The 15,334-nt window shown below is 61.1% G+C and carries 21 protein-coding genes and 1 pseudogene; 11 read left to right on the top strand and 11 right to left on the bottom strand.

The window, feature by feature from the left end:
* Positions 1-76 precede the first annotated feature (76 nt).
* Genes AX729_RS41555 through tnpB form a run of 3 tightly spaced genes read left to right on the top strand, consistent with a single transcriptional unit; the run spans position 77 to position 843 of the window.
* Positions 77-316 carry a transposase gene (locus tag AX729_RS41555; protein ID WP_349643767.1) on the top strand — a complete coding sequence of 80 codons (240 nt, stop codon included), beginning with the start codon at positions 77-79 and terminating at the stop codon, positions 314-316.
* Positions 317-352: 36 nt separating this feature from the next.
* Complete coding sequence (locus AX729_RS41250) at positions 353-541, top strand: hypothetical protein (RefSeq protein ID WP_057196709.1); 189 nt, start codon at positions 353-355, stop codon at positions 539-541.
* The gene (tnpB, locus tag AX729_RS24635; protein WP_057196710.1) at positions 538-843 is read left to right on the top strand and encodes an IS66 family insertion sequence element accessory protein TnpB; all 306 of its coding nucleotides are present in this window, start codon (positions 538-540) and stop codon (positions 841-843) included. Before AX729_RS41250 ends, tnpB begins: the two co-directional genes overlap by 4 nt.
* Before the next feature lie 267 nt (positions 844-1,110).
* Here the strand turns inward: tnpB and AX729_RS24630 are convergent, their stop codons facing one another.
* Positions 1,111-2,631, bottom strand: a complete 1,521-nt coding sequence (locus tag AX729_RS24630; protein WP_230646662.1) for a recombinase family protein — start codon at positions 2,629-2,631, stop codon at positions 1,111-1,113.
* A 542-nt stretch (positions 2,632-3,173) separates the two neighbouring features.
* On the opposite strand from AX729_RS24630, the gene tnpC reads away from it, so the two are divergent.
* The gene (gene tnpC, locus AX729_RS24625; protein ID WP_057196711.1) at positions 3,174-4,763 is read left to right on the top strand and encodes an IS66 family transposase; all 1,590 of its coding nucleotides are present in this window, start codon (positions 3,174-3,176) and stop codon (positions 4,761-4,763) included.
* Positions 4,764-5,249: 486 nt separating this feature from the next.
* On the opposite strand, the gene AX729_RS24620 is transcribed toward tnpC, so the two are convergent.
* The 6 genes and pseudogenes from AX729_RS24620 to AX729_RS38880 all read right to left on the bottom strand — a co-directional run.
* Positions 5,250-5,948, bottom strand: a complete 699-nt coding sequence (locus AX729_RS24620; protein WP_057196712.1) for a c-type cytochrome — start codon at positions 5,946-5,948, stop codon at positions 5,250-5,252.
* A gap of 68 nt (positions 5,949-6,016) precedes the next feature.
* Entirely contained in the window at positions 6,017-6,541 is a 525-nt protein-coding gene (locus tag AX729_RS24615; RefSeq protein WP_057196713.1) for a class I SAM-dependent methyltransferase, read from the bottom strand.
* Between the two features lie 29 nt (positions 6,542-6,570).
* Entirely contained in the window at positions 6,571-6,693 is a 123-nt protein-coding gene (locus AX729_RS41550) for a hypothetical protein (protein ID WP_283807816.1), read from the bottom strand.
* Between the two features lie 100 nt (positions 6,694-6,793).
* Positions 6,794-7,075: a hypothetical protein gene (locus tag AX729_RS24610; protein WP_061026838.1), complete on the bottom strand. Its 282-nt coding sequence runs from the start codon at positions 7,073-7,075 to the stop codon at positions 6,794-6,796.
* Between the two features lie 104 nt (positions 7,076-7,179).
* The gene (locus AX729_RS38885; RefSeq protein ID WP_057196715.1) at positions 7,180-7,428 is read right to left on the bottom strand and encodes a hypothetical protein; all 249 of its coding nucleotides are present in this window, start codon (positions 7,426-7,428) and stop codon (positions 7,180-7,182) included.
* Between the two features lie 113 nt (positions 7,429-7,541).
* Positions 7,542-7,715: pseudogene (locus AX729_RS38880) on the bottom strand (NrsF family protein); the annotation flags it as partial.
* A 196-nt stretch (positions 7,716-7,911) separates the two neighbouring features.
* On the opposite strand from AX729_RS38880, the gene AX729_RS24605 reads away from it, so the two are divergent.
* From AX729_RS24605 to AX729_RS24585, 5 genes are all read left to right on the top strand, one after another.
* On the top strand, positions 7,912-8,139 hold the full coding sequence (locus tag AX729_RS24605) for a heavy-metal-associated domain-containing protein (RefSeq protein ID WP_057196716.1): 228 nt from the start codon (positions 7,912-7,914) through the stop codon (positions 8,137-8,139).
* 43 nt (positions 8,140-8,182) lie between these two features.
* A complete protein-coding gene (locus tag AX729_RS24600) occupies positions 8,183-10,639 on the top strand; it encodes a heavy metal translocating P-type ATPase (RefSeq protein ID WP_057196717.1) in 2,457 nt (818 codons plus the stop codon).
* A 70-nt stretch (positions 10,640-10,709) separates the two neighbouring features.
* Positions 10,710-11,129 (top strand): heavy metal-responsive transcriptional regulator, encoded by a 420-nt coding sequence (locus AX729_RS24595; protein ID WP_057196718.1) that lies wholly within the window; start codon positions 10,710-10,712, stop codon positions 11,127-11,129.
* A gap of 3 nt (positions 11,130-11,132) precedes the next feature.
* Positions 11,133-11,393: a thioredoxin family protein gene (locus AX729_RS24590; protein WP_057196719.1), complete on the top strand. Its 261-nt coding sequence runs from the start codon at positions 11,133-11,135 to the stop codon at positions 11,391-11,393.
* Positions 11,393-12,088, top strand: coding sequence for a cytochrome c biogenesis CcdA family protein (locus tag AX729_RS24585; RefSeq protein WP_230646664.1), 696 nt, complete (start codon positions 11,393-11,395; stop codon positions 12,086-12,088). Before AX729_RS24590 ends, AX729_RS24585 begins: the two co-directional genes overlap by 1 nt.
* A gap of 231 nt (positions 12,089-12,319) precedes the next feature.
* Here AX729_RS24585 and AX729_RS24580 read toward each other — a convergent pair whose 3' ends face one another.
* The 4 genes from AX729_RS24580 to AX729_RS24570 form a co-directional block, all read right to left on the bottom strand.
* Positions 12,320-12,553: a hypothetical protein gene (locus tag AX729_RS24580; protein ID WP_057196721.1), complete on the bottom strand. Its 234-nt coding sequence runs from the start codon at positions 12,551-12,553 to the stop codon at positions 12,320-12,322.
* Between the two features lie 315 nt (positions 12,554-12,868).
* The gene (locus AX729_RS41545) at positions 12,869-13,174 is read right to left on the bottom strand and encodes a DUF3179 domain-containing (seleno)protein (protein WP_197433662.1); all 306 of its coding nucleotides are present in this window, start codon (positions 13,172-13,174) and stop codon (positions 12,869-12,871) included.
* Complete coding sequence (locus AX729_RS24575; RefSeq protein WP_197433661.1) at positions 13,108-13,839, bottom strand: DUF3179 domain-containing protein; 732 nt, start codon at positions 13,837-13,839, stop codon at positions 13,108-13,110. The genes AX729_RS41545 and AX729_RS24575 overlap by 67 nt, the downstream gene beginning before the upstream one ends.
* A gap of 251 nt (positions 13,840-14,090) precedes the next feature.
* The gene (locus AX729_RS24570) at positions 14,091-14,519 is read right to left on the bottom strand and encodes a MerR family transcriptional regulator (RefSeq protein ID WP_057196722.1); all 429 of its coding nucleotides are present in this window, start codon (positions 14,517-14,519) and stop codon (positions 14,091-14,093) included.
* Between the two features lie 83 nt (positions 14,520-14,602).
* Between AX729_RS24570 and AX729_RS24565 the strand changes: the two genes are divergently transcribed.
* On the top strand, positions 14,603-15,019 hold the full coding sequence (locus AX729_RS24565; protein WP_057196723.1) for a mercuric transporter MerT family protein: 417 nt from the start codon (positions 14,603-14,605) through the stop codon (positions 15,017-15,019).
* A gap of 21 nt (positions 15,020-15,040) precedes the next feature.
* Entirely contained in the window at positions 15,041-15,331 is a 291-nt protein-coding gene (locus AX729_RS24560; RefSeq protein WP_061026837.1) for a heavy-metal-associated domain-containing protein, read from the top strand.
* Positions 15,332-15,334 lie beyond the last annotated feature (3 nt).

Below are 15,334 nucleotides of genomic sequence, written 5' to 3'. Positions count from 1 at the left end.
CTCCGGTGCAGGCGCAGCATCGGCAGGCACGGGCGAGGCGTAAGCGCGAAGCCGATACCCTTGCTTCAGAGTTAGAATGAATGTGCGAAGAAGCCTCCGGCTTGGACGGAGGTTTAGGATGGGATTGGACAGCAAAAAGGACGTCCATTTGGACGGCCCATCGGCGGGGTCGGTGAGCCGGCGGGAAGTTCTTGAAGGACCGTCGGGGCGCCGCGTGCGTTCGGAAGCTGAGAGAGCTCGGATCGTCGCCGAGAGTCTGTTGCCCGGTGCCCAGGTGTCCGAGGTTGCGCGCAAGCACGGAGCGACGCGCTGGTAGATCTACGACTGGCGACGGCGGTTTCGACAGCGAGGCATGTTGCCGCCGTGCGAGGCGTCCCCGCCGACATTCGCGCCGCTGGTCGTGGAACATGCGTTGGAGGAGCGTCAGACTCCGGCGATCAAGCTTGAGATCGCGATCGGTGATGTCGTGCTGCGGACGGACACGGCCATTGATGGTGAGCAGCTGTCCCGGGTGATCCGTGCGGTGCGAGCGTCACGATGATCGCGGCCGGTGCTGATCTGAAGATTTACGTTGCAATGCGGCCGATCGACTTCCGCTGTGGCCAGGATGGGCTTGCGGCAAAGGTGCAGGAGATGCTCCGTCTCGATCCGTTCAGCGGCGCAGCCTTCGTGTTCCGATCGAAACGAGCGGACCGGATCAAGATTTTGGTCTGGGATCGAACGGGCCCGGTGTTGGTGCACAAGCGCCTCGAAGGTTGCAAGTTTGTTTGGCCAAGGATCGCGGACGGCGTGATGCGAATGTCGCCCGCGATGTTCGCTGCCTTGCTCGAGGGCGCTTGTTGATGCCCTTACTTTTCATGTTGATCCTCCCTCAGATCGATCTTCGCGACACGGTGATTTCTCAAGCTGCGAATGGCTTGCAGGGCGGCTGTTTTGTCGGGGAACAGGAAGCGGCCCGAAGGCTCTCGGGTGGTCAGGATGCTCTCTCGTTTGAGCTGAACATAGATCCACTTGGTGGGAATGCTGAGACGGTTTGCCAGTTGGGTTACTGTCGAATGGTCAGCGATCGCCGGCCATCGTGTTTGCCGATGTTGCACCTTTAGGCGGCGTTTAAGCCGAATGCGCTGGACCGTGACCGGCAGGACTTTGTCCGCTTCCCATTGCGAGTGATGCCCTTCCGATCACCTTGGCACGCAGATCATGAGCAACGCCTATGGGGTCGTTTGCCTTGGGCACCTTGCGCTGGGCCAACGCCTCCTCGGCTCGACGCAGCTCCAACAGGGCCGCTTCCCAGCGCCGCTCCAGCTCGCCGGTGACCAACCGGTTGTCAGGGTCAGCGCGATTGAACTGGCGCTCAGCAAGGGCTGCTTGATAGCGAAGCCTCTCAATCTGCTGCTCCTCGGCGTGCCGTAGGGCTCTTTCGGACTGCAGATGGGTCTTGCGCGCTTTGGACAACGCATCGATTTCCGCCGGCGCCACCGCCTCCAAGAATGCCGCTGTAACCTGTGCGTCGATCGGTGCGGCCCGCAGGTTCTGACATTCCGGAGCGCCGCGCTGGATTTTGAGATGATTGCAGACATATTGACTGCCGCCCTTGTAACGCACAGCCATCTTGTGTCCGCATTCGCCGCAATAGGTGATGCCGTGGAGCAATGCTGCTCCATCACGAGGGATGCCACGGCTCTCGATGTGCTGGTACTCTGCCCGATTGTCGCGCAGCATCGCCTGGATCTTCTCGAAGGTCTCCCAATCGATATAGGTCGGGTACTTTTCCCTCACCACGATCCTCCAGTCCGTTCCACGACGCGGAGATTTTTGTGGACGCTCTCCCGGTCTTTGGGATGGCTTCTGCCAAGTCCTTCCATAGACAAAGGCGCCTGCATAGGCCGGATTCTTGAGGATCGCCGTCACGGCCGAGACAGTGGCCGGTTGCCAGCGCAAATCGCCATGGCGGTCGCGGCGAGGCAGTGCCAAGCCGCGTGCAACAAAGGCCCGCATCACTTGCGCGGCGGTCCGCACCTTCAGGAAGGTCTCGAAGAGCAGCAACAGGCGCCCCTGCACCTCGAGATTGGGGTCCTTGGTGACCACCCCAGAAGGATCGCGGACAAGGCCCGCCGGCAGTTGCAAGGCCAAGTCACCGCGTTCGGCTTTTGCCATAAGCCCAGTGGTCATCCGGCTTTTAATCGTGTGCAATTCTAGCTCTGAGATCGTTCCCTTCAAACCGAGGAGCAGGCGGCCATTGGGCGTTCCGGGATCGTAGATGCCATCACGGTCGGCGATCAAACAACGGCGGTGCCCGCAGACATCAAGCAGCGGGTACCAATCCGAACAATTGCGCGCCAGGCGCGTCACGTCCATCGACAAGATAAGGCCAATCTCGCCAAGAGTGACGCGCGCAACCAAGTCCTTAAACCCTTTCCTGTGGGCTGCGGCAGCACCACTCTGCCCAAGATCGCTGTCAATCACATCGATGTCCGCCTCGCGCCATCCGAGATCGCGAGCGCGCTGCGAGAGGGCGTACTGGAGCTTCAGGCTTTCTTGATTGGTGATCACTTGGTGTGGCGTCGACTGCCGGACATACACCACCGCTTTGCGGTCCAGGTGATCCGGTTTGACGAGTTCTGAGCCCATCGCTCATCTCCCGCAGGACTTGGCCGAGATCTTCTGCGATCGCCTGCCGGAGCATTTCCGGCAAACTGCGCCAGACCTCTCGAGGTTCGATGGGCATGTGCCCCCGCTCTCTTCGGCCAACGCGATTAAGTCCTGCAGCGCGTCGAGGCTCAGCTTGGTCGGCGCGGCGCGCAGCAAGCCGTTCCGCTCAAGACACGTCACCCCGAGCGGCAGAAGAAGCGTGAGACCGAATCGGTAATGTACACGCGCAAAGGATTCCTTGCACGCTCCACGTGTGGTCGTCTCCTTGCCGATCGAGATCAATCGATAGCGCCGACCATAAAGCGGATGACGCGGATCAACGACTTCCACCTCTTCGCCGGCGGCTACGTCATCGTGACTCTTATGGGTATCTCCCGATGCCCTCGCTCGAAGGTCTGGATTGGAGACTGGTCCGCCCGGAAGAAGCACGGCGCCCGCAGGCGGCGGGATAACTGCGTCAGAATGACTCGGCAGCTATTTTGATCGTGGCACACGCGGCGGCGATGTGCTCGAAATAGCGCATGAGCATCGCGGCGCTGCGCGACGAAAATGAACAACTGAAAGCGCTTTTGGCGCAAACCCAGGCGGCGTTGAGCGAGCATCAGGGGGCGCTGGCGGCCTCGGAAGAAGCGCGGCGTCGGCTGGAGATCATCCTCGGCGAATTGCGACGCGAGAAGTTCGGCGCGAAGTCCGAGAAGCTGCGGCCAGATCAATATCATTTGCCACTCGAAGACGTGGAGATCGCGCAAGGCGTCCTGGATGCGGCACAGGAGAAGGCTGCGGCGGTCATCAGGGGCCGATCTCGCACCGGATCGGATCAGGACCGTCATCGTAATCGGGGCTGCTTGCCTGCCCATTTGCCGCAGGTGGAGCGGATCCTCGAGCCTGCGAGCACGCTTTGTCCGTGCGGTTGCGGGGCCATGACGAAGATCGGCGAGGACGTTAGCAAACGGCTCGACGTGATCCCGGCGCAATGGCGCGTGCTGGTCACACGCCGCCCGAAATACATCTGCCGCCGCTGCTCGGGCCCTGTCGTGCAGGCGCACGCACCGGAGCATGTCGTGCCTGGTGGACTACCGACCGAAGCGGCGATTGCGCACGTGATCGTCTCCAAGTTTGGCGACCATACGCCGTTTTACCGTCAGGCCGAGATCTATGCGCGCCAGGGGATCCGGCTTGATCGGGCGACCCTGGGCAATTGGTCCGGCCGCGCCTGCTTCCATCTCCAACCCGTTGCCGACCACATGCGCCGCCATCTGGCAGCGGCGGATCGCCTGTTCATGGACGAAACCACGGCGCCGGTGCTCGATCCCGGGCGTGGTCAAACGAAGAAGGGCTACTTCTGGGCGATCGTCTCCGACGACCGCGGCCATAGCGGCCCAAGTCCGCCGATCGTGCTGTTCCGATATGCCCCCGGTCGCAGCGGCGCCTTCGCTGAACAGTTCCTGGACGGCTTTAACGGACGCTTCCTGCAATGCGATGCCTATGACGGTTATGACCGGCTCAGCGAAGTCGCTCGACGGCAAGGGCCGTGGACGCTCGTGCATTGTTGGAGCCATTTGCGCCGGCGCTTCGTCAAATTGGCCCGCAACAGCAAATCGCCGATCGCCGAGGCCGCCGTCCGGCAGATCGCACAGCTTTACGCCATCGAAGCCATGGTACGCGGTTCATCGCCGGACATCAGGCTGGCCGCGCGCAAGGAGCACTCGCTGCCCATCGTCGAGGCGTTGAAGCCGTGGTTCGAGAAACAGCTGTCGATGATCTCCAGCGGCTCGACGCTCGCCGATGACATCCGCCACGCGCTCAATCATTGGCAAGGGCTGACCCGCTTCCTCGATGATGGGCGTCTCGAGCTCGACACCAATCCGGTCGAGAACGCCATCCGGCCAGTCTGCTTGACCAGAAAAAATGCGCTCTTCGCCGGGCATGAGGTCGGGGCTGAAAATTGGGCCTTGCTTGCGTCGATCGTTGCCACCTGCAAGCTCAGCGACGTCAACCCGGCCGCCTACATCGCCGAAACACTCGAGGCCATTATCGACGGCCATCCCCATCGCAGAATCGAAGACCTCATGCCGTGGCGATTCCGCAAAGCGTCAAGCCTGCGTCCATAGGGTGGCGGCTTAGCGCTTACGGCGAGGCACAGGGAGCGACAGGAAAGGCCTCGGGAGGTAATTCCCCGCGATCAAGTGGTTCAACGAGCGGCAGCAGCTCAGGCTCTACGCGGCGGTAGCTGGCCGGTCCCTCGCTGAAGGCCGACCCCTTCATGCACCAGATGCGCCAGCACCTGGAGAGCACGGACCTGCAGTACCGGCTCGTCGTCTAGCGTGGCAATCTGGGTGGAAGCCTTTCCATCCTGTTTGCCGCGGCGAACTCGTCGTCGCTCATATAGTTTGTTCGTAGGCGCAGACATGAAGTCCAGACTGACGGATTGCTGCCTCCTGCGAGCGCACCTGAGGACGGACATTCGAGACCAAGAGCTTTTAGGGCCGCCAGAAATACCGAAACTGAAGCGTTAAAGAACACGAGCTCTTGCCACGATCGTTGTGTCGCTGCGCTTCGTTATGTGTGTTACAGTACGCCGGTGGAAGCCTTGGGCTTCAGCAGTCAGCGAGCGGTGCGGCCTCTTGAAATTCAAGCTTCCCCAGATGAATTTTAAAACGCGAAACGATTGGCTGTTTCGGATATCGGTGGTCTGGACCAGCTTGGTCGCCAGGGCACTCATATTTGTTCTGTTCTATGGACGATGATCGAATTGCAGCCGGCGGACGAATACCAATTTGATTCCTACACCAAACAAGGCTGTAGACGCAGGGCCGAAGCTGCTTTGGCACATACGTTCGCCGTTGCGAGACAAGGAGGAGCGCGATACCGCATCCCGCCCATGCCACCGGGCGGAGCCTGCACGGCTGCTTTGGCGCGCCCGGCCGGGTTGCCTCCTTCAGGAAGGCCAGCAAATCCGCGCGAGCGCGCTCGTCCTTGATTCCATTGAACGGCATGTCATTGTCCGGCACCATCCGGTCCGGGTCGGTAAGCCAGCCGTCGAGCGAGCGGTCGTCCCAGATGGTACCGGAGGATTTGAGTGCATCGGAGTAGCGCTCGAAGCTCGGCAAGCTGCCGGCCTTGCGGCCCCAGAGGCTAGCGAGGCTCGGCCCGGTCATGTTGCGGTCGGATTCTAGCGAGTGACATGGCGCACACGCCCTGAACAATTGCTGGCCTTGGGACATATCGGCCGTTTGCGCGATCGCAGGTGACCCAAGAACAATTGCCGCGAACGCCACCATTGCGTGGCCCTTCATGGATTACCTCCCTGGTTTCCAGTCCCATCGTTCGGCGGATTAAGGCGCGCCGACCCAGAAGTACCATCTCACAGGGGACGCGCGCTGCCGGAGTAGACGAAGACCATGGGACGCGGCCCCCTCAAATAGCCGGTTTCCAGCGGTATCGATGACGAAGCCGGCGGATCGCAAGAGATCGTCGGGCTTGCGATCAGCGAAGAGCAAACGGCCGCCGGTTTCAGCACACGCCGCGCCTCGGCCAACGTCGTGATGGGATCGCTGACGCTGCACAGCGTGAACGTCACGGCAACGGTATCGATGCTCTTGCTTTCAAGCGGCATAGCCTCGCCGCTGCCGCACACGAGCTCGACGGGAGCCTCAGCATCGCGGGCCCGTTCGCGCGCGAACTTCAAGAGCTCTGGCGAGGGATCGATGCCGTACACGCGTCTGACCCGAGAACCGTAGAATGGCAAGTTCACGCCCGACCCGATGCCGAGATCGAGCACGCTGCCCTCGGCGGTTTCTCCGATCCGCTCGCGAAATCGCACTATCTGCTTCTGCTTCATCGCGAGGTCGAGGATGCGGGGGAAGAGCCATTGCGAATAAAAGCCCATTGCTATTCTTCCTTGCTTCGATCGCTTTGTCAGGAACGGAGGTACTTGACGAATGCAGCGATCCCGAGCACCAGGAACGCAAGGATCAGGAGCCAGATCACTCCCATCCCAAGCATCATCGCTGTCGACATGCCGCTCATATCCATCATCATATGCGTTGCTCCTTCCGGCCGAAGGCGGCCGGTTATCATCTCTGTTCAGTACTGATGGCTATTTGGATCCAGAACGTTTCGGCTCGTTCAGACCTGGTCATCAGCCTGTCTGGGCTGTGCGGCTTTCCGCCGACACCGCCTCGTCCGTTGATCGGTGGGTACCGCAATTGAAGCATTTGAACATCATCAGCATGCAGGGCAGCGCCGTCAGCAGGCGAATAGTCTCGGAGACCGTGAGCCAGTGCCAGTTGAAAGCGATACCTCCGGCAACAACACCAGCCAGCGAATGGTAGAGAATCAGACGATGTCGAGCGAGATAGTCGCTCAAGGCATCGCGCAATGTATTCAGGGCATTCCCGGCTCTCATAATAGCTATGGCCATGAAGATTGTTCCTTCGCAGCGAAATCCGTTTGCAGGGAAAGGTGGCGGCCGGCGATTCTTCGGGCGTTGGGGCCAATCAACGGAGATTAGCCCCTGCCCGAGAGCTAACGGGATTTGGGACCGCCCTGGTAGCGCCACGTGGGTCCACCAGCGGTCACAGTGGGCTGTGCTGGCGCAGAGTGATCGTAGGCGAATGCAGAATTCAGATCGTGCTGCGAGACAACCGCTCCGCTCTGCGCGCTTTGCGTGGCCTCGCTCGGCCAATAGCTCTTGTCTGAAATCGTCGAGGCTGCCTGGGCGGTTGCCGACAGGCCCGCCAAAAGCCCGATCGCAAGAAGGGTTTTCTTCAACATTGTTCCGGCTCCATCATGTTTCAAAAGCGCTATTGCGCTTCTGATGAGGAGTTCGGAGCCCGGCGCCCAGCGGTTACAAGCTCACGCCGACGTGAAACACATAGCCGTGCCTGTCACCAACGCAGCAATCGCGGCCCAAGCAGCGCGCCTGTCGGTGTGCACAGCACAATCGTGCCCCCGTACCAGAGGGCGACAAAGGGCAGCGAGTCATCGGTGCAGTGAAGGGAGTAAGCAATTGCGCTCACGCCGCCTGCGACGAGACCGCTGAATGCGCCCGCGCGAACAAGGCCCCGACTTCCGATATGGACGCCTAGCGCGCCGCATCGCCTAGCCGTCGCGAAGATCACCGTAGCCATGTGAGCGGGCACGAACGCGAGAGTGGATTTTCGAAGCGCGAGCGAGTCGTTCGCGGGCTTGACCTTGGAGTTAGGTCCAAGGGTTAGTCTCGGATCATTGGAGACAGGCGCCGCAAGAGGAACAGTGATGAAAACGACGATCTTCAAAATTGACGGTATGAATTGCGACGGATGCGCGGAGACGATCCAAAGCCTAATCGAGAAGGAACCTGGCGTGCGTATGGCGTCCGTCTCGTTTGCTGACCAGCGGGCGCGCGTGCTGTTCGATCCGCAATCCATTCGGGAAGACCGCCTTGTGAACTTGATCCAAAAGCCCGGATTTCGCGTCGTGGCCCGCGAAACGGCAGGTAGCTGACCGCTAAGCCATGCTGTTGCCGGAGCGGAATGGAGAGAACGCAATGACTATCGCGACAGGAACTGCTTCCACCTTCACGCCATGGAGCGAGGAGCCCTCGGCGAGACCCAATCGCCGCAAGATTCGCGCGCGTATCGGCGGCCTGCATTGCTCCCTCTGCACCGGCACCATTGAGAAGGCGCTCGGGCGACTGCCCGGCGTTGATAAGGTGGCCGTGAGCTTGACCCATGAGCAGGCCCTGGTCGAATACGATCCCTCTATTGCCCGCCCTGAGCTGTTCCTGCAAACGCTGCGCGACATCGGGTATACCATCTCTGATCCCAGCAAGCTCAGGCCGTACGAGGAGGAAGAGCGTGATCTTGTGAACGAGGCACGGCGCTTCGTCGTTGCCGTGGTGCTGAGCGTTGCAGCCATCCCGATCATCGCCGATCCGGGCGTGGGCTGGATTGGATTTCTGCCGGCCCTTGTTTGTCTCAGCTTTGGGGCATTCGTATTCCTGGTGCTGCGGTCGACCGGATTCTGGATCGCGGTCGCGAGTGCCACCGGGCTTGCGGCGATGTCGCTGACGCTGCTGTTTCTGAATTTGCAGGGCTACCTGACGAAGGCTGCTCCATGGCTGACCGGCGCGTTGGCATTGTTGCTCGTCTTTGGCGTCGGCCGGCATATCCTACACATGGCCATCCAGGCCTTACGGAGGGGCATCCTCAACCAGCATGTCCTGCTGGAAATCGGAGCATTCGCAGGGATTGCGGGCGGCATCATCGGGCTCGTCCTCGGCCGGCCTGACTATCCCACCGCACCATTCTTTGCCGTCTCGGTGATGGTCGGCACCTACCATATCTTTTCCGAATGGCTGTCGCTGATCGTGAAGACCCGCAGCTCACAGGCGGTGAAACGGCTATTGGACCTGCAGCCTGAGACTGCCCGAGTGGTGCGTGGCGGCACCGAGTTGGAATTACCCCTCGAAGCGGTCAGGATCGGTGATCTCGTCCGGGTCCGCCCTGGCGATCGTATCCCCGCCGACGGCGTTGTGGTCAGCGGGCATTCCGGGGTCGACCAGTCGCTTGTGACCGGCGAGTCGATTCCGATCGAAAAAACGGAAGGCGCTACCGTCGTCGGCGGCTCCATCAACGGCACGGGGACGCTGCTGGTGAGGATCACGGCGCTCGGCGAAGGCAGTTTTCTCAGTCAAGTGATCCGGCAGGTCGAGGACGCGCGAGCGCTCAAACCTGGCATCCTGCATCTCGTCGACCGGGTGCTGCGCGTCTATACGCCCACGGTTCTCGTGGTAGCGGCGCTCGCGGTGATCGGCTGGCTTGTGGGCTCCTCGCTGAGCAGCGGCCAGCCTGACATCGAGCGGGCGGTCTTCGCCGGTCTGAGCGTGCTGGTGATGGGCTATCCCTGCGCGGTCGGCATTTCCGCCCCGCTCTCGATCGTGCGCGGCGCGGGCCAGGCTGCGGAACGCGGCATCCTGATGCGCACAGGCGAAGCGTTTCAGGGCTTCCGTCTCGTGGAGCAGATCGTCCTCGACAAGACTGGCACATTGACGGAAGGACGCCCGGTCGTGCGGGAGATCATGCCCCTTGGCACGACCGAATCCGAGCTGCTCGCCCTGGCGGCTGCTGCCGAAGCCTCTTCAGAGCATCCGCTAGCGCAGGCGATCGTAACGGCTGCTTTTGAGCGGGGCGTGACGCCCCCGGACGTTGAAAGCTTCGAGGCCTTGCCGGGTAAAGGCATCACCGCCCGAATCAGCGGTCGCGAGGTTGTGGTGGGCAACCCGCTTTTTCTAGCGGGGCAGACCATCGACCTCAGACCGGTCACTGTAAAGGTCGAGGCTCTTGAGACGAACGGGCTGACGGTTATTGGCGTAGCGCGAGACGGGCGCGCCTTGGGCATCATTGCGCTCGGTGACACGCTCCGAACCGATGCCGCCGAGGCAGTCCGCAACCTGCATCGTGCGGGCCTCAGGACCGCGCTCGTGACCGGCGACAATGAGCGCGCGGCTCAATGGGTCGCTCGTGAGGTCGGCATCGACGAAGTCCATGCCGGCATATTGCCGCAGGACAAGGCCGCGATCGTGCGCGGGCTTCAAGCCGCAGGCCGGGTCGCGATGGTCGGCGACGGCATTAACGATGCTCCGGCGCTCATGCAGGCCGACGTCGGCATCGCCATGGGCGGCGGAACCGACATCGCAATCGAGTCGGCCGACATCATCATCCTGTCTAATCGCTTGAATGCGCTCCCGGAGGCCCGCGAGATCAGCAGCCGCAGTTACCGCAAGATGGTCCAGAACGTCACGCTCGCGTTCCTGTTCAATGGCATTGGGATCCCGATCGCGGCGACCGGACTGATCTACCCCGTGTGGGCCATGGTGGCGATGGCGGTCAGCGTCACGGCGATCTTCTTCAATTCGCTTTGGGGAACGCCGCGCCTGTTCTTCGATGCAATCCGCAGCGTCGGTCAGCCGATCGTGAACGCTCCGGCACGCCAATCGGCCTAAAGCCGCGCCCGACGGGCTTGACCCTGGAGTATACTCCAGGGTTCAGAAACGGCCTCCAGAGAGACACGGCATGATCACGATCGGCAAATTGGCTGGCCTGACCAGCGTCAGCAACGACACCCTTCGCTATTACGAGCAGGAAGGCCTGATCAGCCCGGCGGGGAAAAGTCCTGCGGGCTACCGGCTGTACGACCGCGATTCCGCCCGGCGCATCCACTTTATCAAACATGCCCAGCAGTGCGGCTTCACGCTGGCCGAGATCCGCGATCTTCTCGAGTTGCGCAGCCGTGACAAGGCCTGTTGTGGGGACGTTCGCGCACGAGCCATCGAGAAGAAGCTGCAGATCGAAAGCAAGATCCGGGCGATGAAAGCGATGTCCAAGGCGCTCGATCAATTGATTGCCGAGTGCGCAAAGGAAGAACAACCCGTCCAGGAGTGCACGATCATCGCCGCACTGGAGCGGGCCAACGGTTCTAAGAAGGTGCAATGAGCTATGAAGGTGGAGATGTTCTATAGCCCCGGCTGCGCCGCCTGCGAGGATCGGCAGGCCGAGCTTCGCGCGGCGGCACGGGACACTGTGAGCGGCGTCGAATGGTGTGACGTCAATGTGCTCGAGAACATGGATGCCGCCGTCGCCTTGGGAGTGATCACGCTGCCATCAATCGTGATCGACGGCGAGGTAGCCTTTACCTCCCTGCCGACCAAAGCCCAGCTTTGCAAAGAGCTCATCGAGCGAAGAGGATCGAGGAAGTGATGGACGCAGAATCATTGCGGACAGCTGTGGAACATGCCGGCTTCGCGGCGGCCGGGGTGGCTTTCGCTGCCGGGTTCTTGTTCAGCTTCAATCCCGTTGCGCTGGCTTCCATTCCCGTCTCACTTGCATACGTGACCAAGGGCCGGGACAAGCGCCAAGCTTTTGTCTTCGGATCGCTGTTCATCCTTGGCATGGTCGTGACCCATGTCTTTCTCGGCTTCGTGGCCGGCCTGGGAGGAAAGTGGGCCGCCGACCTCACCGGAAGGGAATGGGGTCTCGTTCTGGGGCCTCTCTTGATTGTGCTCGGCCTCATGTGGGCTGGTTGGCTCCGCATTCCGCTGCCTTCGTTCGGCTTCCGGGCGACCCGTCCGACTGCCGCATGGGGCGCCTTTCTTCTCGGGATCCCGTTCGCGCTCGCCGTTTGTCCGGCATGCACTCCCGCGCTGGTCGTGCTGCTTGGAGTTACAGCCGGGGTCGGCTCGGCCGTGCTAGGCAGCGTCCTGCTATTGGCGTTCGCTGTTGGCCGAGCTATCCCCATCGCGCTTGGCGCGTTCGCCGTAGGCTGGCTTGAAAACCTGAAGATCCTTTCGCGATATCGACGCGGCTTCGAAATTGCCGGCGGGGTCACGCTAATCGTGATGGGACTCTACATGCTGAACGCGGTTTACGTCTGGATACCGGAACTAGCGGTATGAGCCGATAATGGCCGTTGAGTCGTCTATGTGACGCCAAGTGCAATGCCGAGCAAAAATTCTAGCTTGCTTCTTCGCGCGACTTCTCCAGCCAGTTTCGCGTTGCGAGCGTGTGCCCTGGCTATGATCTAGCAGTGCGCACGCGGCCGATCCATTGCCTATCCCTCGATCTGCATGCTCTTCGTTGGCCTTGCTGCAGGAGCTGAGGCCGGCACCGTTGCTGGTGAAACGACGTTAGCGCCGCGTTACATGACCCTTTGCGTGGCTCTTGCCGGGCGGCAGGTACGCGAGCGCGGCCAGGCTGTGTGCCGGCGCGCGCACGACTGCATGCCGGATACCTGCATTCGGATACATCGCTGCGAATGCACCCGGCTCCTGTTGGGCGAACTGCGAGGACTGTGCGAATACCGGCGTTGCCGCCATCATCAACAGAATGGTCGCCGCACTGAGAATTGTGAGTTTGGGCATGGCTCTTCTCCATGCATCGATCAGTGGCGAAAATTCGCAAATCCTCGAAGAACAGCTCGGGCAGGTCCGTCCGATCGGTGATGACGCGCGGACTCTCATGTCTGCGCTCCTCAACGCTCAAGAAGCTCTAAGCGAGAGTGGGTCGAGAACCGTTTGAAGTGCGTGATGCACTTCTATTGATCAGTTCGGAGCGGCTTCTGCAAAGGTTACGCTCCTCGCGGCGATGTGAAGCCGCTTACCTACGCAATAGACACGGCGCACTTGGCTAAACCATACAACGGTACGGGCGTCGACGCCCAGCCTCATCGCTAGCCTTCAATTGCCTGGGCCAGCCATTGTCCGCTTGTGAATTGGGCTGTCAGGCCTGAAGGCGTAGAATGCAAACGCAAACGTGACGTCGTAGGGAATGTCGGAGAAGCGGCCACCCTCGTGCCGCTGCACGATTACGTTGCCGACGTCGCGGCCACCCGCGACGGTCTCCTTGTCTAGGGCAGAGGTTTGTCCGGCCTCCCACTTCAGAACGATATCGCCGGCTTCGATCGTGCCGCGCTCTCTCAGCAGCGAAAGCGACCAGGCCTCGCGATGCCCCGGCCTGGTTTCGACGGCGATGACGCGTTCCATCGGATCGATGCGTCGGGCAACGAGCCGTCATAGAGGAACGGCTTTTGGCCGTTTGCGTCGTATCCAACATAGGGATTCCTGCCGTAGTTGCGCGCGCGGGGATCGTTTGGGATCAGCACTTGCCCATTGGGGAAACGCTGGCGAAAACGACTGAAGGCTTCTACACGCGACGCAATCAAACGAAGGTGTTTTCCGCTCAAGACGCCCACAATTGCATCGCCCGCGAATTGTTGCCACCAGCTCTCGGTCTGACGGTCGTACATCACAAGATCCGAGTTTCGGAGTTTTCCTGTTGTGCCGAAATCGAGGACGCGATTCTCCAGCGCGCGGTCAAAAACGAGCGAGGCGTTGCAGAGCGGGCAATAGGTCACGGCGACCGGCGTGCCGCCGATGAGATCGTTCACGATTTCGTGCCAGATCAGAACGCTCAGCGGATAGGCTCGCGCATCGTCGCGGATAGCAAGCGAAATCACCGGCTCGGTGTCCACAATGCGCGCGGCCCACCCGGATGCGGCACCATTGCTAAGCCGCTCGAAACGGGGGGCATCGATCGGCGGAATACCGTCCTTCGGTGGCCCGCCCGACTTGATCTCTTGCAGAGGAACAGTGTGTCGCGAAAAATCAGTGCGAGGCCACTCAGCCCGCCAGCTTGCTGGCTCGGCCATGGATCTGTTCGCTGTAGCAAACGAGGCCGCAAGCGTCGCCACCGCCAGCACGGCGTAAGTATGGAAACCTGATGACACGCCGCCAAGGACTCTCATGGTTTAGCCGAGCGCGCCGCAACCTCGTCACCAAAATGTTCGCTCGATCCCCTGAGGAGGTTACCGGGTGCCCTGACCTCTTCCGTCGTGAAAGGTCAGGTCAGGTGTGACCGGTCGGTTGCTCAGCTGGCCGAGGTGATCGTTGCCTGTTGAAATCAACGGCTCGCCCGTTCCCGGAATAACGTCTCCATCAGGGGGCATTCCGGTTGGGTACCATTGCCGCATTGCGCAATAACGTCTTTCAACACCCGCTCCATCCGCCTCAGGTCGGCGAGCTTGGCCCGCACGTCATTAAGATGTGCCGCGGCGACAGCGCGGACATCGGCGCAGGGCTGGTCGCGCTCGTCGGCAAGATGCAACAGCTCACGGATTTCATCGAGGGCGAACCCTAGTTCGCGCGCCCGCAAAATGAACCGCACGCGACGTTCGTGCGTCGCGTCGTAGCTCCGATACCCGGCGGGCGTACGCGGCGGCGCCGGCAGAAGGCCCACCTTCTCGTAATAGCGAACCGTCTCAAGGTTGCAGCCGGTTCTTTGAGCGAGTTCCGCCCGCTGCATACTCTTCACCCTGGTGTGATCGCGCATTGGACCAAGCCCGTTGACCCTGTAGTCGCTACAGGGCGGATGCTTACGCCGTTCCCGAAGCTTTGCCAAGCAAAGAGGTAGAAATGGTTCCTTCACGAGCTGGAACAAAAGAGGCTGTGCCGACTGCATCTGGCAGAGTGGAGCACGAATTGGGACGGCAGCGTCTTGTAGCATTCGGCGGGATAATCGGCGCGTTGGCCGCCTCCTCCTGCTGCATCGTGCCGCTCGTCCTGTTCAGCCTGGGCATTGGCGGCGCCTGGATCAGCAGGCTGACGGTGCTTGCTCCCTATAAGCCACTGTTCATCGCAGCAACAGCCGGCATGCTCGGGTACGGCTTCTACGTGGTTTACTGGAAATCCGGCCAGGCCTGCGCGGACGGCACGGCCTGCACGCGCCCGGTATCCACCCGCATCGTCCGTTTGTCGCTCTGGATGGCGACGCTCATCGTCTTGGCCGCCTTTGGCTTCGACTATGTCGCCCCATTATTGCTCGGCACCTGATAGAAGGAAAGGAGCTTTCCCATGAAGAGAAGCTCATCCGTTATTGCGTTGATCGCCTTGGTCATGTCGGCCACGGCCGCCGTTGCCGGCGAGCGAACGGTCACGTTCGCCGTTGACAATATGGCCTGCGCCTCTTGCCCCTACATCGTGAAGAAATCGATGGCCGCGGTTCGCGGCGTCGCCAATGTCACGGTGTCGTTCGAAGCCAAAACCGCAACCGTGACTTTCGACGATGTGCAGACAACTCCGGAAGCGATCGCGGCCGCAAGCTCGAATGCGGGGTATCCGGCGCATCTAAAGCAAGGCAGCTGAGCT

The organism is Bradyrhizobium sp. CCH5-F6 (genome assembly GCF_001556045.1).
Taxonomy (GTDB): domain Bacteria; phylum Pseudomonadota; class Alphaproteobacteria; order Rhizobiales; family Xanthobacteraceae; genus Bradyrhizobium.
This window is presented reverse-complemented; position numbering and strand designations above follow the sequence as displayed.

Bases quoted from the DNA above. Each gene is read 5' to 3' on its own strand.
- AX729_RS41555 (WP_349643767.1), top strand. From the start codon at position 77: ATGAATGTGCGAAGAAGCCTCCGGCTTGGACGGAGGTTTAGGATGGGA.
- AX729_RS41250 (WP_057196709.1), top strand. From the start codon at position 353: ATGTTGCCGCCGTGCGAGGCGTCCCCGCCGACATTCGCGCCGCTGGTC.
- tnpB (WP_057196710.1), top strand. From the start codon at position 538: ATGATCGCGGCCGGTGCTGATCTGAAGATTTACGTTGCAATGCGGCCG.
- AX729_RS24630 (WP_230646662.1), bottom strand. From the start codon at position 2,631: ATGGGCTCAGAACTCGTCAAACCGGATCACCTGGACCGCAAAGCGGTG.
- tnpC (WP_057196711.1), top strand. From the start codon at position 3,174: ATGAGCATCGCGGCGCTGCGCGACGAAAATGAACAACTGAAAGCGCTT.
- AX729_RS24620 (WP_057196712.1), bottom strand. From the start codon at position 5,948: ATGAAGGGCCACGCAATGGTGGCGTTCGCGGCAATTGTTCTTGGGTCA.
- AX729_RS24615 (WP_057196713.1), bottom strand. From the start codon at position 6,541: ATGGGCTTTTATTCGCAATGGCTCTTCCCCCGCATCCTCGACCTCGCG.
- AX729_RS41550 (WP_283807816.1), bottom strand. From the start codon at position 6,693: ATGATGATGGATATGAGCGGCATGTCGACAGCGATGATGCTTGGGATG.
- AX729_RS24610 (WP_061026838.1), bottom strand. From the start codon at position 7,075: ATGGCCATAGCTATTATGAGAGCCGGGAATGCCCTGAATACATTGCGC.
- AX729_RS38885 (WP_057196715.1), bottom strand. From the start codon at position 7,428: ATGTTGAAGAAAACCCTTCTTGCGATCGGGCTTTTGGCGGGCCTGTCG.
- AX729_RS24605 (WP_057196716.1), top strand. From the start codon at position 7,912: ATGAAAACGACGATCTTCAAAATTGACGGTATGAATTGCGACGGATGC.
- AX729_RS24600 (WP_057196717.1), top strand. From the start codon at position 8,183: ATGACTATCGCGACAGGAACTGCTTCCACCTTCACGCCATGGAGCGAG.
- AX729_RS24595 (WP_057196718.1), top strand. From the start codon at position 10,710: ATGATCACGATCGGCAAATTGGCTGGCCTGACCAGCGTCAGCAACGAC.
- AX729_RS24590 (WP_057196719.1), top strand. From the start codon at position 11,133: ATGAAGGTGGAGATGTTCTATAGCCCCGGCTGCGCCGCCTGCGAGGAT.
- AX729_RS24585 (WP_230646664.1), top strand. From the start codon at position 11,393: ATGGACGCAGAATCATTGCGGACAGCTGTGGAACATGCCGGCTTCGCG.
- AX729_RS24580 (WP_057196721.1), bottom strand. From the start codon at position 12,553: ATGCCCAAACTCACAATTCTCAGTGCGGCGACCATTCTGTTGATGATG.
- AX729_RS41545 (WP_197433662.1), bottom strand. From the start codon at position 13,174: ATGGAACGCGTCATCGCCGTCGAAACCAGGCCGGGGCATCGCGAGGCC.
- AX729_RS24575 (WP_197433661.1), bottom strand. From the start codon at position 13,839: ATGGCCGAGCCAGCAAGCTGGCGGGCTGAGTGGCCTCGCACTGATTTT.
- AX729_RS24570 (WP_057196722.1), bottom strand. From the start codon at position 14,519: ATGCGCGATCACACCAGGGTGAAGAGTATGCAGCGGGCGGAACTCGCT.
- AX729_RS24565 (WP_057196723.1), top strand. From the start codon at position 14,603: ATGGTTCCTTCACGAGCTGGAACAAAAGAGGCTGTGCCGACTGCATCT.
- AX729_RS24560 (WP_061026837.1), top strand. From the start codon at position 15,041: ATGAAGAGAAGCTCATCCGTTATTGCGTTGATCGCCTTGGTCATGTCG.